A 25,836-nucleotide genomic window follows, 5' to 3' on the forward strand; every position below is an offset into this window, starting at 1 on the left:
GTCAGATCCGGTACCCGCCGCGGGGCACGGTCTCGATCACCGGAGGGGAACCGAGCTTCGGCCGCAGCCTGTTGATGGTGGCCTTGACGGTGGTGGTGAACGGGTCGGTCGCCTCGTCCCACACCCGTTCGAGGAGTTCCTCGGCGGACACGACGCGGCCGCGGGACGCCATCAGGTATTCGAGGACCGCGAACTCCTTGGGGGTGAGCGCGAGGCGCTGCCCGGCCCGGGTCGCGATGCGCTGGGCCGGGTCGAGCCGCAGGTCCGCGTGGACGAGGACCGGCGGGACGGCCGGCTGGGCGCGGCGCGCCACCGCCCGGATGCGCGCGACCAGTTCGGCGTACGCGAAGGGTTTGGGGAGGTAGTCGTCGGCGCCGAGGCTGAGTCCCTCGACCCGGTCCGCGATCGTCCCGGACGCCGTGAGCATCAGGACTCTCGTGCGGGCGGGTTCCGACATCAGGGCGCCGCAGACCTCGTCGCCGTGCACGGTGGGCAGGTCGCGGTCGAGCACGACCACGTCGTAGTCGATGACGGACGTGCGCTCCAGCGCGCCCTCGCCGTCGTGGACGACGTCGACCGCCATTCCCTCCCGGCGCAGCACTCTGGCCACGGAATCCGCCAGTTCGGTGTGGTCCTCCACCACCAGCACCCTCACAGCCCCACCCCCCGATGGATCATGGCTGACCAGGATCTCCGAGCGGGGGTCACACACTGGTCACAGCCCGCCGCCACGGTTCAGCGTACCGGCGGGGCGGCCGGTCCGGGTCCGTGCGGCAGAACGGCATCCGCGATGCGGGGTGCCGCGTCGCGGATGCCGTCGGAGGGGAGGCTCTTCTCAGCCGTGGCCGGGGGGCGGTGGGCCGCCGGGGCCTTGGCCGTGGTGGGCCGGACCGCCGGGACCACCAGGTCCACCAGGCCCACCGGGTCCGCCCGGACCGCCCGGACCGCCCGGACCGCCCGGACCGCCTGGCCCGCCGGGTCCTGTCAGGAAGACTCCCGGGCCGCCGGGGAACGCGCCGTGCGGGCCGCCCGGCATCGGTCCGCCGGGGCCGCCGGGGCCACCGGTCAGTACGGGGCCGGGGCCGTGCGGGCCGCCGACCGGCTCGGGCACAGGCGCGGCGCCGTTCTTCGAGGGCTGGCGGGAGAACTGGGTGCGGTACAACTCCGCGTACACGCCCTCCAGTTGCATCAGTTCCTCGTGCGTGCCGCGTTCCTCGACCCGGCCCTTGTCGACGACCAGGATCTGGTCGGCGTCCCTGATGGTGGACAGGCGGTGCGCGATCACCAGCGAGGTACGGCCCTTCAGCGCGGTCTTCAGGGCCCGTTGGAGTGCCGCCTCGGACTCCGAGTCGAGGTGGGCGGTCGCCTCGTCGAGTACGACGATGGGCGGGGCCTTGAGCAGCAGCCGGGCCATGGCCACGCGCTGCTTCTCGCCGCCGGAGAAGCGGTAGCCGCGGTCGCCGACCACGGTGTCGAAGCCGTCGGGCAGCGATTCGATCAGATCCCAGATCTGCGCGGCCCTGCACGCGTCGATCAGCTGCTGCTCGGTGGCGTCGGGCCGCGCGTAGGTGAGGTTGTCGCGGATGGTCGCGTGGAAGAGGTGCGCGTCCTGCGTGACCATGCCGACGGTGTCGTTCAACGACTTCAGCGTCACGTCGCGGATGTCGTGGCCGCCGATCCGGATGACGCCTTCGACCGGGTCGTAGAGGCGCGGCACGAGGTGCGTGATGGTGGTCTTGCCCGCGCCCGACGGGCCGACCAGCGCGGTGAGTTTGCCCGCGGGGACGGTGAAGGTCAGGTCGCGCAGGGTCCAGGTGTTCTGCGCGCGCTCCTGTGAGGGCAGCGCGATGGACTCCAGCGAGGCGAGCGAGACGTCCGCGGCCTTCGGGTAGCGGAACGACACGTTCTCGAACGTGACCTCCGGTGCCCGGGAGCTTCCGTCGGCCGCGGACGTGGCCGCGGCGGCCGGCAGGGGCACCGCGTCGGGCTTCTCGGAGATCAGCGGCTTGAGGTCGAGGATCTCGAAGAGCCGGTCGAAGCTGACGAGGGCGGTCAGCACGCTCGTCTGCGCGCTGGACAGCTGGTTGATGGGGCCCATCAGCCGAGTGAGCAGCGTCGCGAGGGCCACCAGGGTGCCGATCTGGAACGTGCCCTCGATGACGAGGGCGCCGCCGATGCCGTAGACGAGGGCGGTGGCGATGGCGCCGACGAGCGTCATCGTCAGGAAGAGCATCTTCCCGTAGACGGAGGTCAGGACTCCGAGGTCGCGTCCCTTGCGGGCCAGGCGGGAGAACATGCCCGTCTCGTTCGCGGGGCGGCCGTACAGCTTGGTGAGCAGGGCGCCGGTCACGTTGAAGCGCTCGTTCATGAACGAGCCGACCTCGGCGTTGACCTGCATGTGTTCCCGCATGATGCGCTGCAGCCTGCGGCCGACGATCCGGCCCGGCAGGATGAAGAGCGGGAGCACCACGAGAGAGACCAGGGTGACCACCCAGGACAGGTAGAACATCGCACCGAGGACCAGCAGCAGGGTCAGGCCGGCGGAGACCACCGTGGACAGCAGTGCCGTGACGGCCTGTTGGGCGCCGACGACGTCGGTGTTGAGCCTGCTGACGAGGGACCCGGTCTGGGCGCGGGTGAAGAACGCCAGCGGCTGCCGCTGCACATGGTCGAAGATCTTGGTGCGGAGATCGTAGATGAGCCCCTCGCTGACGCGGCCCGAGTACCAGGCCTCCGCGAAGCCGAAGCCGGTGCTCAGCAGGGCGAGGACGGCGACGATGACGGAGATCCACACGACCACCGAGGTGTTGCCGTCCATGATGCCGTCGTCGATGAGGTATTTGAAGAGGAGAGGCGTGGCCACCACGTTGCCCGCGTTGAGCACGGTGACGACCAGGAGAACGCCTATGTTGAAGCGATACGGTTTCGTAAAGGGGAGGATTCGCTTGGCGGTGCCAGGCTTTATCTTCTGCTTGGTCACCGACTCGTCGGGACCCATCCCCCGCATCAGTACCGGCCCCGGGCCGCCGATCATGGCCACGAAAACCTCCTGTTTTCGTTGTCGTTTCGGTCGGGGCGCGCCTAGCCGGCGGCTTCGGACTTCTCCATCTCGTCGATGAGGCTCTTGGGACGCATGTCCGTCCAGTTCTCCTCGATGTAGTCCAGGCAGGCCTTGCGCGCGCCTTCTCCGAACACGGTCTTCCAGCCGGCCGGCACCTCGGCGAAGGCGGGCCAGAGCGAATGCTGGTTCTCGTCGTTGACGAGAACAAGGAAGGTGCCGTTTTCGTCGTCGAACGGGTTCGGCATAACCACTCCGATCAATTTCCGTCGGCAGGACGTGATTCACGCTAGCGGGGTGATTCGGGGCCGACAAGGTTGTCCAGTCGCTGCACCGTTCGGCGCCCAATTCACGCGGGCCGGCCGGCGAAGAATCCGGTGATCGCGGAATTCACAGCGGCGGGCCTCTCCAGATATCCGTAGTGGCCGCAGCCCGGTATCTCCGTATAGGAACTGCCGGGAATGCTCCGCGCGACCTCGCGGGACAGATGCGGGCGGATGACCAGGTCGTCCTGGAAGCCGATGACCAGACACGGCCTGCTGATGCGGCGGTACGCGGACAGCCGGTCAGGGACGAGCTGGAGCCCGAGCTGACCGCGCACGCCCGACGCGTCCACGGCCGACATCTCGAAGACGGCGAGCCAGTCCCGCAGGCGTTCCTCGTCGTTGAGCGTGCGCGGCGAGAGGTTCTGCAGGGCTTGTACGTACGCCGCGAAGCGCGGCGGGAGTTTGCCTCCGCCGTCGCTGAGCTCCACCTCGGCGGCGGTCATCGCGACGGTGAGGGCGTCGGTGCGTCCGCTGGTCGCCATCAGGACGGCCTGCTGTATGAGATCGGGCCGCGAAAGCAGCAGCTCCTGGACCGCTATGGCGCCAAGTGAGTACCCCACGACCCGGCACGCGCCCTCACCCAGGTGCTCGATGAGCCCTGCGACGTCCGCCACCATGTCGACGAGGGTGAACCCGTCGGGGCACGGATCGCTCGGCGGTATCCCCCGGTTGTCGAGCGTGACCACCTGGTAGCCCGCGGCGGTGAGGGCGGGCACCTGGTGGGTGCGCCACATCCGGCCGGGGGCACCGGTGCCGGTGACCATGACGACCGGCTCTCCGGTGCCGTACTCGTCGTATCCGAGGTGGGTCCCGTTGATCCGGGCGATGGGCATCGCGGTGTCTCCTCAGCCGTGCGGTGTCGCACCGAAGCGGCCGACCTTGTCGATGACGTCCTGGCCGTATATGCGCAGAGCCTGCTGGAGAGCGAACTCCGCCAGGTACGCGCGGAACGCGTCCGGCGGCTCCTCCGCGAGATTCAGCATGCGCCGGTTGGCGAGCACCGCGTCGCCGTCGAGGCGGGCGAGGCTCGACTCGACGGCGGCGTCCATGTCCTCCGGCTCCACGACCTCGTCGACCAGCAGCCGCGCGTCGGGTTCGGCCGCCCTGATCCTGCGGCCCTCCAGGATGATCTGCCGTGACAGGCGCGGCCCCGCGTACCTGCTGAGCCGGAAGTTGGCGACGCCGGGGATGATGCCCTCCTTCGCTGCGGGCAGGCTGAGGTAGGCGTCCGACGCGGCGAGCACGTGGTCGCAGACCAGCAGGATCTGGGCGCCGCCCCCGATGGCGAATGTGTCGACGGCGGCGACCCACGGTTTCTCCACGAGGGGCGAGTGCCACCGGCCCGGCCGGTCGGCGCGCACGCCGCGCACGAGCTTGTGGAGGTAGCCGAGTTCGCGCCGCAGCAGGAAGCCGACCAGCGGGATGTCGCCGGAGCTGAGGCTCTTGAGGTTGATGCCCGCGCTGAACACGCGCCTGCCGCGGTAGCGGGGGTGGCGCATCTCCCCGCCGCGCAGCAGCCCGACCCGGACGGCCGGGTCGAGCAGGGCGAGGTCGACGGCGGTCTCCATGTCGTCGACCTGACGGACGTCCTCGGCGTTCAGGCAGTCGTCCCGGCACATGGTCAGCCGTGCCACGCCGTCGTCGCGCCGTTCCACCCGCACCGATTCCATCTCCACCACGCCGGTACGGGTGAACTCCGCGAGGAGCCCCAGGGCGCGGGGCGTCGGGCGCAGCATCGCGTCGAGCAGGTGCGGGCCCGCGGACGGGGAGCGGAGGACGGAGCGCAGGAAGATGCCCTGGTCGATCTCGTCCCCCTCCTTGTCCGCCTGCGGCCTGCTCCGCTCCGACGCGAGCCGGGTTTCGTCGGGCACCAGGCCCGGGAACGCGACGGCCGCGGCGGTGAGGAGTGCGTCGATGCGGGGGAACTCGGCCCGGTCCGCGGTCAGTCGGTCGTAGACGGTGTCCGCGTACGTGCCGAGGAAGGCGGCCCGCAGCGCACGCGCCGCGTCCTTGGCCGCGGCGATCCGGGCGCGCTGTTCGGGGGTGCGGGCGGACGGCCCAGGCAGGGCGGCCACCAGGTCGTCGACACGGGCCACGGCTCCGGACGCGGCGGCGAACCCGGCCCAGGCGTCCCGCACGTCGGCGGGGCCGGGCGGCCGCACGCCCGACGGGTCCGGCAGCGTGGCCGTCACGAGGTCTCCGCCCGCGCTCCGGTGACCGTGGTCCGGCGCAGGGCACGGTCGCAGGCCGCGAGGTGCGCGCCGAGCGCGTCCTCGAAACCGGTCGTCGCCGCGTCGAACATCAACTGCCGCCGGATCGCGACCTCTTTGCCGGACAGCCCGCCGATCAGCCGGCCCACCACCTCGACCGCGGCCGCCGGATCGTCGGTCAGCTCGTCGACGATGCCGAGCGCCAGTGCCTCGGCCGCCTCGATCGTCCGCCCGAACAGTACGGACCTGCGTATCCGGGCGACGCCGGCGAGCCGCACCAGGCGGTAGCCGGCCATCCCCGGCCAGGTGGCCGTGGCATCGCGCGGGAGCAGCAGCCGGGTGTCCGGCGACGCGACGCGGATGTCGGCGGCCAGGAAGGCTTCGAGCGCGGTCCCGCCGCAGTCGCCGCGGGCCACCGCGACCGTGGCCGCGGGCAGCCGTTCCAGGCGGCGCAGCGCACGCTCCCACTTGGTGACCAGCATGACGTCGAGGCCGTCGGCCCAGTCGTCCGCCGGGGCGCCGGTGACGTGCAGGGCGATCACGGGACGGCTTTCCCCGTCCTCGGTCCGGTCACAGAGGGCGCCGACGGCCTTGACCGCCGTCGCCGACAAGGGTTCGGACCCGTCCAGCTCCAGTGCGTACATGGTCCCCTCCGTCCTCACCATCGGATCAGCGCCATCTCGATCGTGGAACCCGGTCCCATGGTCATGAGCACTCCGTATTCGCCGGCCCTGACGACGCCTTCCTCCAGGAGGCGTTCGTACGAGAACAGGAACGAGCCGCTGGACACGTTCCCGTGGTCGCGCAGCACACCGACGGTGTGGCGGACGTCGTGGCGGGTCAGTCCGAGGTTGACGACGACCGCGTCGATCACCTTCTTGCCCCCGGAGTGCACCAGCCAGTGCCGTATGTCGCTCCTGCGCAGCCCGGTGTCCGACAGCAGCCGGTCGACGACCGACTCGGCGTGCGCGCCGACGACGTACGGGATCTGCGGGTCGAGGAAGAAGCTGAACCTGCCCTGGGCGCGGTCCCAGTCGTAGCGCATGGCGTCGACCGCTTCGGGGATGACGCAGCTCGCGAACTTCAGCACGGCCGGTCCCTCGCCGCCCGGGCCAGTGCGCACCGCGACCGCCGCGGCGCCGTCGCCGAACAGGCTGTTCACGACCGCGGTCCGCATCGTCGAGTCCACCGTGTACGCGGCGGAGCACGCCTCCACGCAGAGCACGACGGCGAGTTCGCCGGGGTGTGCCGCGGACCAGCCGGACACCACGCCCAGGGCGTTGAGTCCCGCGTTGCAGCCCATGCCGACGATGTCGGTCCTGCCGCAGTGGCGGTCGATGCCCAGTTCGCGGATCAGCAGGGCGCTGATGCCGGGCGTGAGCAGCCCGGTGGAGGTCACGCAGCACAGGTGGCGCAGGTCGGTGAGTTCGGCCCCCGCGTTCTTCAGGCAGGCGCGCAGGGCCTCGCCGCCCATCTCTAGGGCCAGCGCCTTGTGCTTGTCGAGGAGGTCGCCCTGCGACTCGGGGGCGCGGACGCCCTGGGCGTCCTCTGGAGGGAGGGCGAGGTTGCGCCGCTCGATAGCGCTGTTGAGGAAGACCGAGCGCACTTTGGGATCGGTGATCCCGAAGGCGTCCAGCACCTCCTGCTGCGAGTAGGACGCGGCGGTGACGGCCGTGCCCACTCCGACGATGCCGGTGGTGGGAGTCGTGCCGGGCCTCAGAGCCCTGTCAGTGGTCGGGGCCACGTCAGTGGTCATCGGAAGGTCCACCCCCACATTCGTGGTTTGCTGCGCAGGTGCCGCATGGATTCGGTGCCGGTCACTGTCCTGTTCCTTCCTGGTGCCGTGGCGGGGTCAGGCGGTGCGGGCGCTCTCCGCCTCGATGAACCGCACGAGCCGTGCGATGCCCTCCCCGATCTGGGCGGGTGTGAGGTAGCTGGTCGACAGGCGGATGCCGTGCAGGCCCCCGCCGCCGGGATGGAAGTAGCTCATCGGCGTCCAGATGACGCCGAAGTCCTGTGCCGAGCGGATCAGCGCGGCGTTGTCCGCGCGGAAGGGCACCCGCAGGGTGAGGAAGAACCCGCCGGTGGGTTCGTTCCACCGCACGCCGAGGGCCTCCCGCCGCTCCAGGGGCAGGTGCCGGCCGAGCTCCCTGAGCGTGGCCCGCATGGCGTCTCCGTAGTACGCGGACGCCGCCGCGTTCAGCTCCGAGACCCGGCCGCCCGCGGCGAGGAGCGTGCCCGCGACGGCAGCCTGGCTGAGCGACGAGGTGTTGACCGTCACCATGCTCTTGATCTTGGCGAGTTCGTCGGCGAGGAGGCCCGTGTGCCCGGAGTCGTCGACGACGGGCTGGTCGGCGACGACGAAGCCGACGCGGGCGCCGGGGAACACGGTCTTGGAGAAGGAGCCCAGGTGGACGACCGAGTGCGCGCGGTCCTGGGACTTCAGGGTGGGCAGCGGCGGGCCGGGGCTGACCAGGCGGTAGGGGCTGTCCTCCAGGATGAGGATGCCGTGCCGCGCCGCCAGTTGGAGGAGTTCGGCCCGCGCCTGCGGCCCCATGGTGGTCCCCGACGGGTTGGAGTGGTCGGGGACGACGTAGAAGGCGCGGGGCCGGCGCCCACGGGCCCGCTCGTTCCTGATGGCCGCCTCCAGGTCCGCGCAGGAGATGCCGTCCTCCTGTTCCTCCACGGGAGTCACGGCGATGTCCAGGAGGCGGGCCGCGCCGGTGATGCCCACGTAACAGGGGCTGGAGACCAGGAGCACGTCGTCGGGTCCGGTGATCAGGGCGCGCAGGACGAGGAGCATGGCCTCCTGCGCGCCGACGGTCACCACGATGGACTCGGCCGGCACGTCGATGTTCTCGTCGGCGCGCAACGAGTCGGCGATGATCTCGCGGATCTGGCCGGCGGTGGGACCGTACTGGTACATGGCGGTGCGCACCTGCTGCGGTGAACACCCCTGCTCCTCCAGGTGGTTCAGGTAGCGGCGCAGATGGGTGAAGATCTGCTCGGTGTCGAAGAAGCCGTCGTAGGGGCGCCCCGGCGCGAAGGAGATCGCCTCCGGGTAGCGGGAGGTGATCTCGTTGAGGAAGGTCATCGTGTCCAGGACCGGGTCGGACACGCTGGCGTGCAGTTCGGCCTTCCGCAGCGGCCGGGCGGCCGCGGGCTGCGTCGTGCCGGCCGTGCGCGGTCCGGTGCGGACCACGCCGGGGCCGATGTCCGCGACCGTGGCCGTGCCGGTGAACGTCATCGCCTCCGCCAGCTCACGGACGAGGCCGTCCAGCGCCTCCGCCACGCCCGCGCGCCCGCCGGCCCGCAGCCCGTCGAGGACGGGGCGGCCCGCGAACACCGCGTCGGCGCCCGAGGCGACCGACGTGACGATGTCGGCGCCGCTCCGGACTCCGCCGCTCAGCAGGACGGGGCAGCGGCCCGCCACGGTCTCCGCGATCGCGGGGAGCGCGTCGAGGGAGGTGACGACGATGCCGTCGGCGCCGCTGTCCACGGCGCGGAGCGCGTCGGACGGGGTGCGCACGCCGGCCACCAGCAGCGGCAGGGTGGTCGCGGCGCGCAGCGCGGTCACGTCGGCCCAGTCGGCGTGGGCGTCGAGGAGGGCCCGGACGTCGCTCAACGGTCCCTGCCGCGTGAGGTTGGCGGGGGCGGCGACCTTCCTGAGCCCGACGTCGTCGCGGCTGCCCAGGGCGATGACCACGGCCCCGAAACCGGCCTCCTCGGCCCGCGCGGCGAGCTGTCGTCCCATGTCGCGGTCCCGGAAGGCGTAAGTGCGCAGCCATGGCGGCACGTCGGTGGCCGAGGCGAGCTCGCCGAAGGTGCGTTCCGCGAAGGCGCCGACCACGGCGGTGAGTTGGGCGGTACTCGCGGCCCGGACCACGGCGAGCTCGCCGCCGGGCCGCGCCGGTGCGCAGAGCGGGCCGACGACCAGGGGCGCCGACCAGACACGGCCGAGGATCTTCACGGTGGTGTCGGGCGGCCCGGGGTTTCCGGACCGGCCCTGGCCTCGCTGCCCGCGCTGCCCGCGCTGCCCGCCCAGGCCACCCTGGCCGCCGTGTCCGCCGTGTGCGCCGTGTCCGCCCTGTCGTAGGCCCCTGCGGTCGAACGCCGCGCGGTTCGCGGCGGAATGTTCGGAGCCGTCGGCCGTCGGTCCCGGCATGGATTTCCCCCAGGCGTCCGGAAGTTATCGGGAAAGTGTCATCCGTCGCTCAGAGTCACACGGTTCTCGACGGTCCAACAACGCCGTCCAACCGGCCGATTCGCACACTTGGACAGGCACGGACACGGTTGAACATGGCGTCGGCGGTCACCTGGGGCGACGGCCGACGGTCACGCGGGGCGACGGCCGGGTCGGGCCGCGGCGACGGCCGCGTCCCGTACGACATCCCATCCCGCGGCGACGAGCACGGCCACGAGCCGGTCGGCGGTGCGCGGCGGGACGGTGAAGCGTACGGCGAAACCGGACGCCTCCGCGCCTACCTGCACAGTGGCGTCCTCCGCGGCGACCCCGAGGTCCGCGACGGCGGCGAGGACCCGCGCCAGTTCGCCGGGGCGGTCCGGCACGGCGACCCGTACGCGGATGTCCTCCGGCGAAGCCCCGTGGCGGGCGCCGGGGATCTCCGCGAGGCCGGAGATGCCCCGGTCGAGCAGGTCCACCAGCGTCCGCATGCCGTGGTCCCGCTCCTGCCCGCCGGGCCTGGCGAGCGCGTCCAGTGCCGGCACGAGGCGCGAGAGGTCCATGTGCAGGTCCTTCAGGACACCGGCGATCGCCGGGGCGTTGGCCTGGAGGATGTCGCCCCAGAGCCCGGAGTCGCCGCCCGCGATCCGGGTGGCGTCGCGCAGGCCCTGCCCGGCGAGGCGGGTCAGATCGGGCGGGCCCTCGCGCAGCCGGGCCGCCATGAGGCTGGCCATCAGATGGGGCACGTGGGACGTCACGGCCACGGCGGCGTCGTGGTCCTGGCTGCGCATCACGACCGGGACGGCATCGCACAGGGCGACCAGTTCCAGGGCGCGGTCGAAGGTCTCGTCCGAGGTCAGCGGGGACGGGGTAAGCACCCAGTTGCGCCCCTTGAACAGGTCGGCGCGGGCCGCGAGCGGGCCCGAGCGCTCCCGGCCCGCCAACGGGTGCCCTCCGACGTAGCGGTGCGGGTCGGGGGCTCGGCTCAACGCGGCCCGCTCCGGCTCGGCCTTCACGGACGCCACGTCGGTGTAGCTGTCGGCGAGGCGGCGCCCCTGTGCCTCGGCGAGTACGGCGCCCACCTGGCTGGGCGGGACGGCGATCACGGCCAGGTCCACCGGTTCGGTCGGCGCTCCCGCGATTCCGGCGCCGAGGGCGGCCGCCGTCCGGGCGGCCGCGGGATCACGGTCCGACAGGAACACCGTCACGCCCCGCCCGCTCACGGCCAGCGCCACCGAGGTGCCGATCAGGCCTGTGCCGATGACGGCCATGGTGCGCATCACAATTCATCACCCGTCCAATAGGCCATCCGTCGAGAACCGAAAGACAATCCGGAACACGAACCGGGACACGCGCCGCCCCGAACATGAACCGAAAGCGGGACGACCGCCGATTTTATGCACCGAAGTCCGCCGTCCATATCGCCCGTTGGCCAGATTCGCGACCGTGCTCGTAGAGTCCCAGCAGCTCATTTCTCTCCGGATCTGGAGACACTCATGAGGGATTTATCCGAAGCACCGGAATCAGCGGAATCAGCGCGATCAGCAGAACCAACCGATCCGCTCGCGGATCTCTCCCTCGACTACGTGGAGATGTACGTCGAGGACCTGGACGCGGCGGCCGCCCACTGGACCGACCGGTACGCCTTCACCGTGGTCGGCACCAGCGCCTCCGCCGGACACCGCGGACTCGCGGTGCGCCACGGGCAGATCACGCTCGTCCTGACCCAGGCGACGTCCGAACTGCACCCCGCTTCCGCGTACGTGATGGCCCACGGGGACGGCATCGCGGACATCGCGCTGCGCACCGCCGACCCGGAAGTGGCCTTCCACGCGGCGCTGGCGCGCGGCGCCCTGGCCCACCGGTACCCGGCGCCCCGCACCGACGACCGCCCCGCCGTCAGCGCGGCGCTCCGCGGCTTCGGGGACCTGGCCCACACACTTGTCCGGCGCGCCCCGGGGGAAGGCCCCGGGCTGCCCGACGGCTATGTGCCGGTGGAGGTGGAGGTTCCGGCCGTCCGAGGCGGGGAGGCTCGTGCCGGGGAGGCCCGTGCCAGGGAGGCCCGTGCCGGGGGTCAGCCCTCCGATGACACCGCCGCCATCGGCCTGTTGGAGCTCGACCACGTCGCGGTGTGCCTGCCCGCGGGCGACCTGGACGACATGGTCGCCTACTACCGGGACGCCCTGGGCTTCCGTTTCGTCTTCGAGGAGCACATCGTCGTCGGCACCCAGGCCATGGAGTCGAAGGTCGTGCAGAGCCGGTCGGGCACCGTGACCCTGACCCTCATCGAACCCGACACCTCGGCCGCCACGGGCCAGATCGACGAGTTCGTCAAGGGCCACCAGGGCGCGGGAGTCCAGCACCTGGCGTTCTCGACGCGGGACGCGGTCCACTCGGTGCGGGCCCTCTCCAAGCGCGGCGTCGCCTTCCTGCGCACCCCGTCGTCGTACTACGAACTGCTCGGGCGGCGCGTCGATCTGGGCGAGGAGCGACTGGCCGATCTGCGCTCGACGAACGTGCTCGCGGACGAGGACCACGACGGCCGGCTCTTCCAGATCTTCACCGCCTCCACCCATCCGCGGAAGACCCTGTTCTTCGAGGTCATCGAACGTCAGGGAGCCGCGACCTTCGGCAGCGCCAACATCAAGGCGCTCTACGAAGCGGTGGAGTTGGAGCGGACGAAACAGCGTGGCTTCGACCAGCGCTGACGCGGGTGTTCCGCGGCCGGCCGACCTCCACTGCCTGGCCGACGTCGAGCGCGCCGCCGCGACCGTTCTGCCCGCCGCCGTCCGCGACTTCGTGGGCGGCGGCAGTGGCGCGGAGGTGACGCTCGACGCCAACCGTGCCGCCCTGGACCGGGTGTTCGTCGTGCCGCGCGTCCTTCGTGACGTGTCGCGGTGCACGACGGAGACCACCCTGGTCGGTCGTCCTGCTCGGCTGCCGCTCGCGGTCGCGCCGGTCGCCTACCAGCGGCTGGTGCACCCGGAGGGAGAGCTGGCCGCCGCCCGCGCGGCGAAGGCGGCCGGCGTGCCGTTCACCGTGAGCACGCTCAGCAGCGTCCCGGTGGAGCGGCTCATCGCGGCCGGCGGGGCCGTCTGGTTCCAGCTGTACTGGCTGCGGGAGCCGGGACGCTCCCTCGACCTGGTCCGCCGGGCCGAGGACGCCGGCGCGGAAGCGGTCATGCTGACGGTCGACGTGCCATGGATGGGCCGCCGCCTGCGCGACGTGCGCAACCGGTTCACGCTGCCGGACCACGTGCGCGCCGCCCACCTCGCGGCGGGCCCTTCCACGGCCCACCGGCTCCCCTACGGCGCCGCCTCCGCGGTGGCCGCGCACACCCGGGCCGCGTTCTCGCCGGCACTGACGTGGTCGTCGGTGGCCGAGCTGCGGGAGCGGACCCGGCTGCCGCTGGTGCTGAAGGGCGTCCTGGCGGCCGAGGACGCGGTGCGGGCCGCCGAGTGCGGGGTCGACGCCGTGGTGGTCTCGAACCACGGGGGCCGTCAGCTGGACGGCGCCGTCCCGAGCGCCGACGCGCTCCCCGATGTGGTGGCGGCGGTGGCCGGCCGGTGCGAGGTGCTGCTGGACAGCGGTGTCCGCGGCGGCACGGACATGCTCAGGGCGCTGGCTCTCGGGGCGTCCGGCGTCCTCGTCGGGCGACCGCCGCTCTGGGGTCTTGCCGTGGCCGGCGAGGACGGGGTGCGGCGGGTCCTCGAACTGCTCGCGGAGGAGTTCCGGGACGCGCTGGGGCTCGCGGGCTGCGCGGACGTGGCCGCCGCCCGTGAATTGCGCGCGGTCCGTCGGCAGTGGTGAATCCGCAGCGCTCGTATCACATGGAATTTTATGCCGAGGCCCGCCGAATCGGCGGCCCATTCACCGTGCTCGGCGTCCAATTCTCCGCGCATTGAGCATCGATGTTTCTCCGCGCATTGAGCACCTTGGCACCCCTATGGGCAGGGGCGTGAGCAGCCGCTTGCCCCGATGACGCCCCGCGACACCCCCTATTCACCCCTACCGGCTCGCGCGTTCGCCCGCGGCCTAGAATTGTGGGGTTTGCCCCCGAGCCGCGTACGGAGCCCCGCCCATGCACAGCCCCCATGATCCGTTCGTACGCGTCCGGGGTGCCCGGGAGCACAACCTCCAGGGCGTCGACGTGGACATCCCGCGTGACGTCCTCGCGGTCTTCACGGGCGTCTCGGGCTCGGGGAAGTCCTCGCTGGCGTTCGGCACGATCTACGCCGAGGCCCAGCGGCGCTACTTCGAGTCGGTCGCTCCGTACGCCCGGCGGCTGATCCACCAGGTGGGCGCCCCGAAGGTCGGTGAGATCACCGGGCTGCCGCCCGCCGTCTCGCTCCAGCAGCGCCGCTCGGCGCCGACCTCCCGCTCCTCCGTCGGCACGGTCACCACGCTCTCCAACTCCCTGCGCATGCTGTTCTCACGCGCGGGCCGCTACCCGGAGGGTGCCGAGCGGCTCGACTCGGACGCCTTCTCGCCCAACACGGCGGCCGGTGCGTGCCCCGAGTGCCACGGCCTGGGCCGTGTCCACCGCACCACCGAGGAACTGCTGGTCCCCGACCCCTCGCTGTCCATCCGCGAGGGTGCTGTCGCCGCATGGCCCGGCGCCTGGCAGGGCAAGAACCTCCGGGACGTGCTGGACGCCCTCGGCCACGACGTGGACCGCCCCTGGCGCGAGCTGCCGCAGCAGGACCGCGACTGGATCCTGTTCACGGACGAGCAGCCGGTCGTGACCGTGCACCCGGTGCGGGAGGCGGGCCGCATCCACCGTCCGTACCAGGGCACGTACATGAGCGCACGCCGCTATGTGATGAAGACGTTCTCGGACTCCAAGAGCCAGACGCTGCGTGCCAAGGCCGAGCGGTTCCTGGCGAGCGCGCCGTGCCCGGCGTGCGGCGGGAGCAGGCTGCGGCCCGAGGCGATGGCGGTGACGTTCGGGGGCCGCACGATCGCCGAGCTCGCCGCGCTGCCGCTCTCCGAACTCGCCGAGGCCCTGGAGAGCGCGGCCGATGCGTCACAGACGGCGCGCGTCCTGACCGAGGACCTGCTCGCCCGCATCGCGACCGTGACCGAGCTCGGTCTCGGTTACCTCAGCCCGGACCGCGCCACGCCCACCCTCTCCGCGGGCGAGCTCCAGCGCCTGCGCCTCGCGACCCAGCTGCGCTCCGGTCTCTTCGGCGTGGTGTACGTCCTGGACGAGCCGTCCGCGGGCCTCCATCCGGCGGACACGGAGGCCCTGTTGACGGTCCTCGACCGGCTCAAGGAGGCCGGCAACTCCGTCTTCGTCGTGGAGCACCACCTCGATGTCGTCCGGCACGCGGACTGGCTCGTCGACGTCGGCCCGCGGGCGGGCGAGCACGGCGGGCGGGTGCTGCACAGCGGCCCGCCGGCGGACCTCGCCGGTGTCGAGGAGTCGGCCACGGCCCGCTTCCTCTTCGACGAGGCTCCCGCTCCGGTACGTGAAGTGCGGGACCCCCAGGGCTGGTTGAAGGTGGGCCCGGTCACCCGGCACAACCTGCGCGAGGTGACCGCGGAGATCCCTCTCGGCGCTTTCACGGCGGTCACGGGCGTGTCGGGCTCGGGCAAGTCCACGCTCGTCGGCGAGATCACCGAGGACCTGCCGGGGGTCGGCAGGCTCGTCTGTGTCGACCAGAAGCCGATCGGGCGCACGCCCCGCTCCAACCTCGCCACCTACACCGGCCTGTTCGACGTCGTGCGCAAGGTCTTCGCGGCCACCGGTACGGCGAAGGAGCGGGGTTACGGCGTCGGCCGCTTCTCCTTCAACGTGGCGGGCGGCCGGTGCGAGACCTGTCAGGGCGAGGGGTTCGTCAGCGTCGAGCTGCTCTTCCTGCCGAGCACCTACGCGCCGTGCCCCGACTGTGCGGGCGCCCGCTACAACTCCGAGACGCTCGAAGTGACGTACCAGGGCAGGAACATCGCGGAGGTGCTCGATCTGACCGTCGAGGCGGCCGCGGACTTCTTCGCCGACACCCCGTCCGTCGTACGCAGCCTGCGCACGCTCCTCGACGTCGGGCTCGGCTATCTGCGGCTCGGCCAGCCGGCCACGGAGCTGTCGGGCGGCGAGGCCCAGCGCATCAAGCTGGCCAGTGAGTTGCAGCGCGTCCGGCGGGGACACACGCTCTACCTCCTGGACGAGCCGACGACGGGCCTGCACCCCGCCGACGCCGAACTCCTCGCGCGCCGTCTGCACGAACTGGTCGACGGCGGCAACTCGGTGGTCGTCGTCGAGCACGACATGGCGATGGTGGCGGGCGCGGACCACGTGATCGACCTGGGTCCGGGCGGCGGCGACCGGGGCGGCCGGATCGTTGCATCGGGCACCCCGGCGGAGGTGTCACGCGCCGAAGGCAGCCGCACGGCGCCCTACTTGGCCCGTCACGCGTTGCGGTAGGCGTCGCGCAGAGGGGACTTGGCCAGTTTGCCGGTGGGGGTGCGTGGCAGGGTCTCGGTGAAGTCGACGGAGCGTGGGGCCTTGTAGTGCGCGAGGCGCTCCCGCGCGAAGTCGATGAGCTCACGCTCCAGGCGGGGGCCGGGTTCGACGCCCGGCTCCACCTGCACGACCGCCTTGACCGCCTCGCCCATCTCGGCGTCGGGGACACCGACGACCGCGACGTCGGCGACGGCGGGGTGCAGCACCAGCACGTCCTCGGCCTCCTGCGGGTAGACGTTCACACCACCCGAGATGATCATGAATGCCTTCCGGTCGGTGAGGAAGAGGTAGCCGTCCTCGTCGACGTGCCCGATGTCGCCGGTGGTCGTCCAGTTCGGGTGCTCGGGGTGCCGGGCCTCGCGGGTGCGGGCCTCGTCGCCGTGGTAGCTGAAGGACGGTTCGTCGCGCTCGAAGTAGACCGTCCCGGTCTCGCCGGGCGGCAGGACGCGCCCCGTCCCGTCACAGATCCGCAGGGTCCCGAGGAACCCGTCGCGGCCGACCGAACCGGGCTTGCGCAGCCACTCCTCCGGCGAGATGAAGGTGATGCCGTTGCCCTCCGTCGACGAGTAGTACTCGTACAGGACGGGCCCCCACCAGTCCATCATCCGCCGTTTGACCTCGACGGGGCAGGGCGCGGCGGCGTGGATGGCGACCTTCATCGACGACAGGTCGTAGCGCTCACGCACCTGGGCGGGCAGCTTCAGCATGCGGACGAACATGGTCGGCACCCATTGGCTGTGCGTCACCCGGTGGCGTTGCACGGCCGCGAGAGCCGCCTCGGCTTCGAAGGACTCCATCAGCACGACGGTGCCGCCGAGCGCGGTCACCACACCGCAGAAGCGCAGGGGCGCCGCGTGGTAGATGGGTGCGGGGCAGAGGTAGACGGTGTCCTCGCCGAATCCGTACATCGCCTGGAAGACGACGGTGTACGTGGTGGGCTGTTCCCGCACGTCCCCTTCGGGGAGCTTCGGTTCGACGCCCTTCGGACGGCCCGTGGTACCGGAGGAGTACAGCATGTCGGTGCCGAGCGGCTGCCGGTCGGGCGGTACGGCGGAGGCGCCGGCCAGCGCCTTCTCGTACGTCCCGTCGTCCAGGCCGAGCACGAGCGGCGGCCCGCACGCCAACTCCGTCACCCGCACGCCCAGTTCGCCGAGCGAGCCCGAGACGATCAGGGCGCCCGCGCCGCAGTCACGCACGACGTAGGCGGCCTCGTCCGCCCTCAAGTGGTGGTTGACGGCGGTGAGATAAAGCCCGGAGCGCATGGCCGCCCAGTAGACCTCCATGGCGCGCGGGTCGTTGTCGCAGAGCAGGGCGAGGTGATCGCCCCGACGCAGCCCCGCGGCCCGCAGATGATCCGCGAGCCGCAGGGAGCGTTCTTCGAGTTGTCCGTAGGTGAGGGTCCGTGCGCCGTCGGCGGTGACGACGGCCGTCCTGGCGGGGTCGTACGCTCCCGGATACATAGGGCGCAAGGTACGCGTCCCTCAGGGGCGCGGGGAACTGCGCGACCGGCCACATCGGACCCGCAGGTCCCACCCGGCCCCACCGCCGGAGCTACCGGCTCACCTTCCGGGTGGCCCGCAGCCACTCCTTGTTCATGGCCGCGATGGAGGGCAAGGGGATCCCCTTGGGGCAGGCCGTGGCGCACTCGCCGGTGAGCGTGCAGCCCCCGAAGCCCTCCTCGTCCATCTGCGCGACCATGTCGAGCACCCGGGTCTCGCGCTCGGGCGCGCCCTGCGGCAGGACGTTGAGGTGGTTGACCTTGGCCGAGGTGAAGAGCATGGCCGACCCGTTGGGGCAGGCGGCCACGCACGCCCCGCAGCCGATGCACTCCGCGTGTTCGAAGGCGAAGTCCGCGTCCGGCTTCGGCACCGGGGCCGCGTGCGCCTCGGGTGCGGCGCCGGTCGGGGCGCTGATGTAGCCGCCGGACTGGATGATGCGGTCGAAGGCGGAGCGGTCCACCACCAGGTCCTTGACGACCGGGAAGGCCGCGGCGCGCCAGGGCTCGATGTCGATCGTGTCGCCGTCCTCGAAGGACCGCATGTGGAGCTGGCAGGTGGTGGTGCGCTCGGGGCCGTGCGCGTCGCCGTTGATGACGAGCGAGCAGGCGCCGCAGATTCCCTCGCGGCAGTCGTGGTCGAAGGCGACGGGGTCGTCACCCTTGACGATGAGCTCTTCGTTGAGGGTGTCGAGCATCTCCAGGAAGGACATGTCGGAGGAGATGCCGTCCACTTCGTACGTGGACATCGCGCCGTCGGCGTCGGCGTTCTTCTGGCGCCAGACGCGCAGGGTGAGCTTCATGCGTAGCTCCGCTGAGTGGGGTGGACGTACTCGAAGACGAGGTCTTCTTTATGAAGGACGGGGGCGTCGCCGGTGGCGGTGAACTCCCAGGCGGCGGCGTACGAGAACTCCTCGTCGCGGCGGGCGGCCTCGCCGTCGGGGGTCTGGGACTCCTCGCGGAAGTGGCCGCCGCACGACTCGGCGCGGTGCAGGGCGTCGAGGCACATCAGCTCGGCGAGCTCCAGGTAGTCGACGATGCGGTTGGCCTTCTCCAGGGACTGGTTGAACTCCTCGCCGGTGCCGGGGACCTTGATGCGGCGCCAGAACTCCTCGCGGATCTGCGGGATGCGGTCCAGGGCCTTGCGCAGTCCCGTCTCCGTGCGGGCCATGCCGCAGAACTCCCACATGACTTCGCCGAGTTCGCGGTGGAAGGAGTCGGGGGTGCGGTCGCCGTCGACGGACAGGAGCAGGTTGAGGCGGTCCTCGGTCTCGGCGAGCACTTCCTGGACGACGGGATGGGCGTCGTCCACCTCGTCCTTGTGCGGGTTGCGTGCGAGGTAGTCGTTGATGGTGGACGGCAGCACGAAGTAGCCGTCGGCGAGGCCCTGCATGAGGGCGCTGGCGCCGAGCCGGTTGGCGCCGTGGTCGGAGAAGTTGGCCTCGCCGACCGCGAAGAGGCCGGGGACGGTGGTCTGAAGGTCGTAGTCGACCCAGAGGCCGCCCATCGTGTAGTGCACGGCGGGGTAGATCCGCATCGGCACCTCGTACGGGTTCTCCGCGGTGATCCGCTCGTACATGTCGAAGAGGTTGCCGTACTTCTCCTCCACCTTCTTCTTGCCCATCCGCCGGATGGCGTCGGCGAAGTCGAGGTAGACGCCCTGGCCGCCGGGGCCCACTCCCCTGCCCTCGTCGCACACGTTCTTCGCGGCGCGCGAGGCGATGTCGCGGGGCACGAGGTTGCCGAAGGAGGGGTAGATACGCTCCAGGTAGTAGTCGCGCTCGTCCTCGGGAATCTCGTTCGGCGGCCGCTGGTCACCGCGCGCCTTCGGCACCCAGATGCGGCCGTCGTTGCGCAGCGACTCGCTCATCAGGGTGAGCTTGGACTGGTGGTCGCCGGTGCGCGGGATGCAGGTGGGGTGGATCTGGGTGAAGCAGGGGTTGGCGAAGTACGCGCCGCGCCGGTGGGCCCGCCAGACGGCGGTGGCGTTGGAGTTCATGGCGTTCGTCGACAGGTAGAAGACGTTGCCGTACCCGCCGGAGGCGAGGACCACGGCGTCGGCGAAGTACGTGTCGATCTTGCCGGTGATCAGGTCGCGGGCGACGATGCCCCGCGCCCGCCCGTCGACCACGATGACGTCGAGCATCTCGGTACGGGGGTGCATCTCCACGTTGCCGGCCGCGATCTGCCGGCTGAGCGCCTGATACGCGCCGAGGAGGAGTTGCTGTCCCGTCTGGCCGCGCGCGTAGAACGTCCTGGACACCTGGACGCCGCCGAAGGAGCGGGTGTCGAGGAGCCCGCCGTACTCGCGGGCGAAGGGCACGCCCTGCGCGACGCACTGGTCGATGATCTCGACGGAGATCTGTGCGAGGCGGTGCACGTTGGACTCGCGGGCGCGGAAGTCGCCGCCCTTGACGGTGTCGTAGAAGAGGCGGTGGATGGAGTCGCCGTCGTTGCGGTAGTTCTTCGCGGCGTTGATGCCGCCCTGTGCGGCGATGGAGTGGGCGCGGCGCGGGGAGTCCTGGTAGCAGAACTGCACGACGTGGTAGCCCTGTTCGGCGAGCGTGGCCCCGGCGGAGCCGCCGGCCAGGCCGGTGCCGACGACGATCACGGTCTGCTTGCGGCGGTTGGCCGGGTTGACGAGCTTCGCCTCGAAGCGGCGGGTGTCCCAGCGCTCGGCGATCGGCCCGGTGGGGGCCTTGGCGTCGACGAGCGGCTCTCCCGTCGTGTACGCGGAGTACTCACTGGAGTGATTCATGGGTCAGCTCACCAGTCCGGTCATGACGGCCACGGGTACGGAGACGAAGCCCACGGTCAGCACGAGGGCGAGGCCGTTGGCGAGGGGCTTGAGGACGCGGTTGCGGGTCGCGGTGCCCACGCCCAGGGTCTGTGCGGCGCTCCACAGTCCGTGCCGCACGTGGAAGCCGACGGCGACCACGGCGACGATGTAGACGACGTTGCCGTACCAGGTGGAGAAGGTGTCGATGACGTTCTGGTACGGGTGCAGGTGCTGGTAGTTCCCCGGGTGCACGGTGCCGGTCGTCAGGTCGAGGATGTGCCAGACGATGAACAGCGCGAGGATGATGCCGCCCCAGCGCATGGTGCGGGTCGCGAAGCTCGCCTCGCGCTTCTTGTGCACGTACTGGGTGGGGCGCGCCCTGATGTCGCGGCGGCTCAGCTGGTACGCGGAGGTGGCGTGCGCGACGACCGCGACGACGAGCACCGCGCGGACCAGCCAGAGCGTCCACTCGTAGTGCGTGAAGGGCTCGCCGAGGGTGCGGAGCCAGTGCGCGTACTCGTTGATCTCCGCGGGGCCGAAGAAGATCTTCAGGTTCGCGAACATGTGCAGGACCAGGTAGAGCAGCATGATCAGGCCGCTCACCGCCATCACGGTCTTCTTGCCGATGGTGGAGTCCCACAGCGTGCGGGTCATGGACGGCCGTTTGTCCGTCCGCGTTGCCAGAGCCATGTCAGAGACGCTACGGCCGAAGGCCCCGATCGGTCCAACAGATGGTTCAGCTCATATCGATAGTCTCTCTCTATCGCCCGTCGTATGGTGCGGCTATGCAATTCCAGCAGCTGCACTACTTCGTCGCGGTCGCCGAGACACGGCACTTCACGCGGGCGGCGGAGGAGGTCCATGTCTCCCAGCCCTCGCTCTCGCAGCAGATCCGGGCCCTGGAGAAGGAGCTGGGCGCCGAACTCTTCAGCCGGGCGCGCGGCAACATCACCCTCACCGACGCGGGCGAGGCCCTGCTCCCGCTGGCCCGCCGCATCCTCGCCGACGCGGACACCGCCCGCATCGAGGTGCAGGAACTGGCCCAGCTGCGCCGCGGCCGCATCCGCCTCGGCGCGACACCGAGCGTGTGCACGGGCCTGCTGCCGGACGTGCTCCGCGCCTTCCACGACCGCCACCCCGGCATCCAGCTCCTCATCGAGGAGGGCGGCTCCCACGATCTCGTACGCGAACTGGCTCGCGGAGCCCTGGACCTGGCCCTGGTGGTCCTCCCCCTGCCGTCGCCGTCACCCGCCCTGACGACCGTGGAGCTGCTCCGCGAGGACCTGGTCGTGGTGTCGTCGCCGGACTGGCGCCGGCCGAGCGGATCGGTACGCATCGCGGACCTCCAAGGGGAACGCCTCGTGATGTTCCGGCACGGCTACGACCTGCGAGAACTCACCGTCACCGCGTGCCGCGCCGAAGGATTCGAGCCCGAGTTCGCGGTGGAGGGCGGCGAGATGGACGCGGTGCTCGGGTTCGTGCGGGCGGGGCTCGGGGTGGCGGTCGTGCCGCGCATGGTCGCGGAGCGGTCCGGCTCGGGCCTGCGGATGACTCCCCTGGCCCGCCCGAGCCTGCACCGCACGATCGCCCTGGCCCACCGCAGCGACGTGGCACCGCCGCGGGCGGCACGCGAACTCCAGCGGATGCTGCTGCAACGCTGAGGGTCCCGGTGGGGCCGGGGCGGTTCTACAGTGGCTCTCCCGGTAGGGGGAGGGGGCGCCGCCCATGCCGACTGTGCGGGGTGCGGCCGGAGCAGCGGCGAAGGCCGTTTCTGTGGTGCTGCTGTGCGCGGTCGTCGTCGGTTGCGCGGCGTGGGGCATGGACCGGTGGGGGGAGGCGGCGCGGCTGCAGGTCACGGCGGAGGAGCACGACCTCACCACGCTCCGGCCGGGTCCCGTTGCCGAACCGCTGTTCCCGCTCGGCCCGCAGGACGTGGCCGAGGTGCTGCCCGGGTCGGACAGCGCCGGGGACATCGCCGTCAGCGTCCGCCGCACCGGCTCGGCCGACGTCCGGCGCGTGACGTTCAGCTACCGTCTGAGCCTGCGCTCCGACGACCCACTGATCGGCAAGCTCAGGGCCGACCCCGGTCTTATCTCCGAGGTCGTCTATGTCCTGCCGGGTGGTTACGTCACCGCCCAGACGGCCGGAGACGTGGGAGATGCCGTCGAGCTGGAGGCGGCAGATACGGCACGGTTTCCCGCCTGGTGCACCGTGAGCCAGCCCACCAGAGGCAGCCGCGTCACAGTGACCGCCGAGCACTCCGTCACGACTCAGGACACATCGCTCAACTTCCTTCTCGGCCTACGGGCACCGGACGGCGACGAGGGTGTGGTGCCCCGCCTGCCCGGCCGCTGGACCTGGAGCATGGACGTCCCCCGGGGATGGGGCCTGCGGGCGCGAGGGCGGCCGGAGGGGCAGACCGCTCGATCGGTCCGCTTCCACCTCACCGAGAAACGCGGCATCGATGACGTGACCGCCGCGCTCCTCATGGAAGACCCGGCGGAGGAGGCGGCACCGGTGAATGAACCGGCCGCCACCGCGTCGCGGCACCTGGCCATGGTCTCGCTGCTCGCCCTGTTCCTCACCACGGCGGGCGCCTGCGCCGCGTTGCTCCGCCGGCCGACCGGCACGTCCGGTGCGGCGTACCGCCCGCGCGCCGTCGCCCTGGGCGTCGGCGGCCTGGTGGCCGCGGCCACCGGCGCGTTGCTGTGGGACCTCTACCAGCCGAACTGGAGCGTGCTCGGCTGGATGTCGGGCTCCACTGTTTTCGCGAGCACCGAACTGGCCTCGCAAGTGTTGCCCATCGAGGTCCGGACCCAGGGCGTGCTGCTCGGGATCCTGCTGTTCGCGCTTCCGGTCGTGGCCACCGCCGTCGGCCACCGCCTGCGCACCTCGGGACCACCGCCCGTCTTGCCCACGCTCGCCGTGGCCGCTCCGGCACCGGCTCTCGTCCTGCTGTTCTGCATCATGGGCGGCCCCGACTGGCTGGGACCCGTCGGCCACTGCCTCGTGTCCGCCTCGGTGGCCTCGCTGGCCACCCTGGGGCTCCTGCGGCTGCAACCCTGGTGGCCGGGCCTGCGCGCCTGGGCCGTGCCGGTCGCCGCCGCGGCCTGGGCGGGGGTGGCGTCGGCCGTCGTGCTCCAGGCCGTGCCCCGCGATCTGTGGCAGGCAGTCGCCGGGGACGACCTGACGCTGACCCGGGCCGCCCTGGTGGCCAGTTGGCCGGCCGTCTTCCTGCTGCTCACCCCATGGATCGCGGCGTTGCTCGTGCTGTCGGAGCCGCTCTCCGCACTCGTGCCCGCCTCCCGCCGACGCAGAACGGCCCTCGGCCTCCTGCTCATCACCGCGCTGCTGCCCTGGTGGACGCCGCTTCACGAGTTCCCTTACGCCGAATCCCCGCCGACCGCGGGCCTGTTCATACAGTTGACGGGGCAGAGTCCAGGGGAACAGCTGATCATCGGCATCAGCACCATGGCTCCCGCCCTCCAGCTGATCTGGCTGGCCGCCGTGGCCCTGCTGCTGCTCCACCTGAACAACACCGGTACAGCACCGCGCCGTTGGCACCACAGCGCACGGGCGAGCTGCGTCCTCCTGCTCGTGCTCGCCGCATGCAGCACCGTGATCGGCGCCCCCGAGAGCTGGCTGCCGTACTGGACCACCGCTGCCGCCCTCGCCACGGCCTGGGGCGGCGGGGCCCTGCTGCTGCCGCGCGGGCACGCCGAGGCAGCGGCACGACGGCACGCGTACACCGGAGCCGCCCACACCCGCCTGGTGTCCGCGCTGGCCCGCGCCCTGCTCTTCGCGGAGGGCCGGCACCGCTTCCTCACGTCATCACGGGCGACGCTCGCCGACACCTCGCTGCCCGCGAACACCTGGGACGACACGTGGCAGAGCCTCAAGCAGCCCACGGCCTCGGACGCGAACCGCGAGACGACGCGCCTGCGGGCCGACGCGCTCGGCGGTTCGGCGGGCCGCACCGCCTGGGTCAACGGCGTCGCGGCGACGGCCGCCACCGCCCTGCTCACCGCGCCCTGGACCATCTGGACCGCCTTGCAGGCCCACGGATACAGCGGCGTCCTCGAAGTCGTCACCGTCGCCGGCGGGCCCACCTGCGTATGGCTCGCGCACGGTTTCACGTACGGGTATCTGTACGCGTGGCTGCGCGGCAACAGCCCGGTCGTGAAAGCGGGTTGGCTGTGGGGGGTGATGTCGGCGGTGCAGCTCCTGCTGCTCGTCCCGAAGCTTCAGGTGCCGGGCGAGTCGACCGCCCTGTCCGTGTTCCTGCTGCTCTCCCAGACCGCCGTCATGGCCCTCGGCCTGGGCCTGTACTGGGAGATCCGCCTCGTGCGCAGGGCGGATCTCCTCTGGGGTCACATTCGCAACTTCCGCCGGCTGTCCTCGCTCGCGACCCCGCTCAGCGCCGTCCTCGTGGCCGCGATCGCCGCCGCGGTCACCGTCCTCGCGACCGCCTGGGCCAACGACGTCACGGCTCCCGTCGAGACGCCGAGCCCCTCTTCGTCGCCTTCTTCGTCCACCTCACCCGGCGCTCCCCCGTGACGGCGGTGTGCCCGTCTCCGGGTCACGGCCCGTCAGGCAGTACGTGCCGCCCGCCGGGTCGCGCATCACGAGCCAGTTCGCGCCGCGGGACACGAAGGCCGCGCCGTGGCTCTCGTGCCAGGCGCGCACCGCGTCCGGGTCCGAGCAGGCCAGGTCGAGGTGTGCCCCGGTGCGTCCGTCCGGGCCGAGGCGCTGCAGCAGGAGGCGGACCGGGAGGTCCGGGGGCGGCTGCACGCGGTGGAATTCGGCGAGGGCGCTCGCACGGGAATCCCACCCGGTGAGCGCCGCCCAGAAGGCGACTTCCCTGTCGTACGAATCCGGGGTCACGTCCAGGCACACCTGGTCCAGGCGGCTGGTGGCGCCGCCTGGCGCCGCGACCGGCGCGGGCCGGGACGTCTCGCCGGCCCAGGGGACGACGCAGAACAGCTGACCGCCCGGCGAGCGCAGGACCTCGAGGCCCTCCTCCGCGTACACCGCGGCGGCACCGAGGCCGCGGGCCTCACGCGCCGTGGCAGCGAGATCGTCCACCGCGAGGTCGAGGTGCGCGCCACCGGGCCCGTCCACTGCCTGCGCCTTCACGAACGCGTCGGCGGGGGCGTGGGCGGGTGCGTGGGCGGGCGCGTGGGGCAGCAGCGTGGCGAACTCGCCGTCGGCGCCCCGGAGTTCCGACAGGTGCGTGCCGGTGACGGCGGTCCAGAAGGCGCACGCACGGGAGAAGCCGTCGCGCGGCCTGTCGATGAAGGCGTACGCCCAACGAATCACCGG

The 25,836-nt window shown here is 71.6% G+C and carries 19 protein-coding genes; 5 read left to right on the forward strand and 14 right to left on the reverse strand.

Annotated features, from left to right (window positions below; all coding sequences use genetic code 11):
• Position 1 precedes the first annotated feature (1 nt).
• The 9 genes from AB0N81_RS21755 to AB0N81_RS21795 all read right to left on the reverse strand — a co-directional run bounded on the left by AB0N81_RS21755 (position 2) and on the right by AB0N81_RS21795 (position 11,057).
• Entirely contained in the window at positions 2-655 is a 654-nt protein-coding gene (locus AB0N81_RS21755) for a response regulator transcription factor (RefSeq protein ID WP_365360701.1), read from the reverse strand.
• 180 nt (positions 656-835) lie between these two features.
• Positions 836-3,034, reverse strand: coding sequence for an ABC transporter ATP-binding protein (locus AB0N81_RS21760; protein ID WP_365361078.1), 2,199 nt, complete (start codon positions 3,032-3,034; stop codon positions 836-838).
• 47 nt (positions 3,035-3,081) lie between these two features.
• Complete coding sequence (locus AB0N81_RS21765; RefSeq protein ID WP_365360703.1) at positions 3,082-3,306, reverse strand: MbtH family protein; 225 nt, start codon at positions 3,304-3,306, stop codon at positions 3,082-3,084.
• Between the two features lie 101 nt (positions 3,307-3,407).
• Positions 3,408-4,217 (reverse strand): alpha/beta hydrolase, encoded by an 810-nt coding sequence (locus AB0N81_RS21770; protein WP_365360705.1) that lies wholly within the window; start codon positions 4,215-4,217, stop codon positions 3,408-3,410.
• A gap of 12 nt (positions 4,218-4,229) precedes the next feature.
• Positions 4,230-5,480 carry a (3,5-dihydroxyphenyl)acetyl-CoA 1,2-dioxygenase DpgC gene (gene dpgC, locus AB0N81_RS21775; protein ID WP_365361080.1) on the reverse strand — a complete coding sequence of 417 codons (1,251 nt, stop codon included), beginning with the start codon at positions 5,478-5,480 and terminating at the stop codon, positions 4,230-4,232.
• A 92-nt stretch (positions 5,481-5,572) separates the two neighbouring features.
• Positions 5,573-6,238 carry an enoyl-CoA-hydratase DpgB gene (gene dpgB / locus AB0N81_RS21780; RefSeq protein WP_365360707.1) on the reverse strand — a complete coding sequence of 222 codons (666 nt, stop codon included), beginning with the start codon at positions 6,236-6,238 and terminating at the stop codon, positions 5,573-5,575.
• A gap of 14 nt (positions 6,239-6,252) precedes the next feature.
• Positions 6,253-7,350, reverse strand: coding sequence for a 3,5-dihydroxyphenylacetyl-CoA synthase DpgA (gene dpgA, locus AB0N81_RS21785; protein ID WP_365360709.1), 1,098 nt, complete (start codon positions 7,348-7,350; stop codon positions 6,253-6,255).
• 96 nt (positions 7,351-7,446) lie between these two features.
• Positions 7,447-9,759 (reverse strand): aminotransferase class I/II-fold pyridoxal phosphate-dependent enzyme, encoded by a 2,313-nt coding sequence (locus AB0N81_RS21790; protein WP_365360711.1) that lies wholly within the window; start codon positions 9,757-9,759, stop codon positions 7,447-7,449.
• A 170-nt stretch (positions 9,760-9,929) separates the two neighbouring features.
• Complete coding sequence (locus tag AB0N81_RS21795; RefSeq protein ID WP_365360713.1) at positions 9,930-11,057, reverse strand: prephenate dehydrogenase; 1,128 nt, start codon at positions 11,055-11,057, stop codon at positions 9,930-9,932.
• A gap of 216 nt (positions 11,058-11,273) precedes the next feature.
• On the opposite strand from AB0N81_RS21795, the gene hppD reads away from it, so the two are divergent.
• From hppD to AB0N81_RS21810, 3 genes are all read left to right on the forward strand, one after another.
• Positions 11,274-12,485: a 4-hydroxyphenylpyruvate dioxygenase gene (hppD, locus tag AB0N81_RS21800; RefSeq protein WP_365360715.1), complete on the forward strand. Its 1,212-nt coding sequence runs from the start codon at positions 11,274-11,276 to the stop codon at positions 12,483-12,485.
• The gene (locus AB0N81_RS21805; protein ID WP_365360717.1) at positions 12,466-13,587 is read left to right on the forward strand and encodes an alpha-hydroxy acid oxidase; all 1,122 of its coding nucleotides are present in this window, start codon (positions 12,466-12,468) and stop codon (positions 13,585-13,587) included. Before hppD ends, AB0N81_RS21805 begins: the two co-directional genes overlap by 20 nt.
• A 271-nt stretch (positions 13,588-13,858) precedes the next feature.
• On the forward strand, positions 13,859-16,201 hold the full coding sequence (locus AB0N81_RS21810; protein ID WP_365360719.1) for an excinuclease ABC subunit UvrA: 2,343 nt from the start codon (positions 13,859-13,861) through the stop codon (positions 16,199-16,201).
• On the opposite strand, the gene AB0N81_RS21815 is transcribed toward AB0N81_RS21810, so the two are convergent.
• From AB0N81_RS21815 to AB0N81_RS21830, 4 genes are all read right to left on the reverse strand, one after another.
• Entirely contained in the window at positions 16,186-17,700 is a 1,515-nt protein-coding gene (locus tag AB0N81_RS21815; RefSeq protein WP_365360721.1) for an acyl-CoA synthetase, read from the reverse strand. The two genes, AB0N81_RS21810 and AB0N81_RS21815, sit on opposite strands and share 16 nt — an antisense overlap.
• 91 nt (positions 17,701-17,791) lie before the next feature.
• Positions 17,792-18,538 carry a succinate dehydrogenase/fumarate reductase iron-sulfur subunit gene (locus AB0N81_RS21820; protein WP_365360723.1) on the reverse strand — a complete coding sequence of 249 codons (747 nt, stop codon included), beginning with the start codon at positions 18,536-18,538 and terminating at the stop codon, positions 17,792-17,794.
• Positions 18,535-20,493, reverse strand: coding sequence for a fumarate reductase/succinate dehydrogenase flavoprotein subunit (locus AB0N81_RS21825; protein ID WP_365360725.1), 1,959 nt, complete (start codon positions 20,491-20,493; stop codon positions 18,535-18,537). Before AB0N81_RS21825 ends, AB0N81_RS21820 begins: the two co-directional genes overlap by 4 nt.
• Before the next feature lie 3 nt (positions 20,494-20,496).
• Positions 20,497-21,204 carry a succinate dehydrogenase gene (locus AB0N81_RS21830; RefSeq protein ID WP_365360727.1) on the reverse strand — a complete coding sequence of 236 codons (708 nt, stop codon included), beginning with the start codon at positions 21,202-21,204 and terminating at the stop codon, positions 20,497-20,499.
• Between the two features lie 95 nt (positions 21,205-21,299).
• Between AB0N81_RS21830 and AB0N81_RS21835 the strand changes: the two genes are divergently transcribed.
• Positions 21,300-22,175, forward strand: coding sequence for a LysR substrate-binding domain-containing protein (locus AB0N81_RS21835; protein ID WP_365360729.1), 876 nt, complete (start codon positions 21,300-21,302; stop codon positions 22,173-22,175).
• Between the two features lie 64 nt (positions 22,176-22,239).
• Positions 22,240-25,071 (forward strand): hypothetical protein, encoded by a 2,832-nt coding sequence (locus AB0N81_RS21840; protein ID WP_365360731.1) that lies wholly within the window; start codon positions 22,240-22,242, stop codon positions 25,069-25,071.
• On the opposite strand, the gene AB0N81_RS21845 is transcribed toward AB0N81_RS21840, so the two are convergent.
• Entirely contained in the window at positions 25,051-25,833 is a 783-nt protein-coding gene (locus AB0N81_RS21845) for a VOC family protein (RefSeq protein ID WP_365360733.1), read from the reverse strand. The genes AB0N81_RS21840 and AB0N81_RS21845 overlap by 21 nt on opposite strands.
• Positions 25,834-25,836 lie beyond the last annotated feature (3 nt).

The sequence above is a fragment of the Streptomyces sp. NPDC093510 genome (assembly GCF_040683555.1).
Taxonomy (GTDB): domain Bacteria; phylum Actinomycetota; class Actinomycetes; order Streptomycetales; family Streptomycetaceae; genus Streptomyces.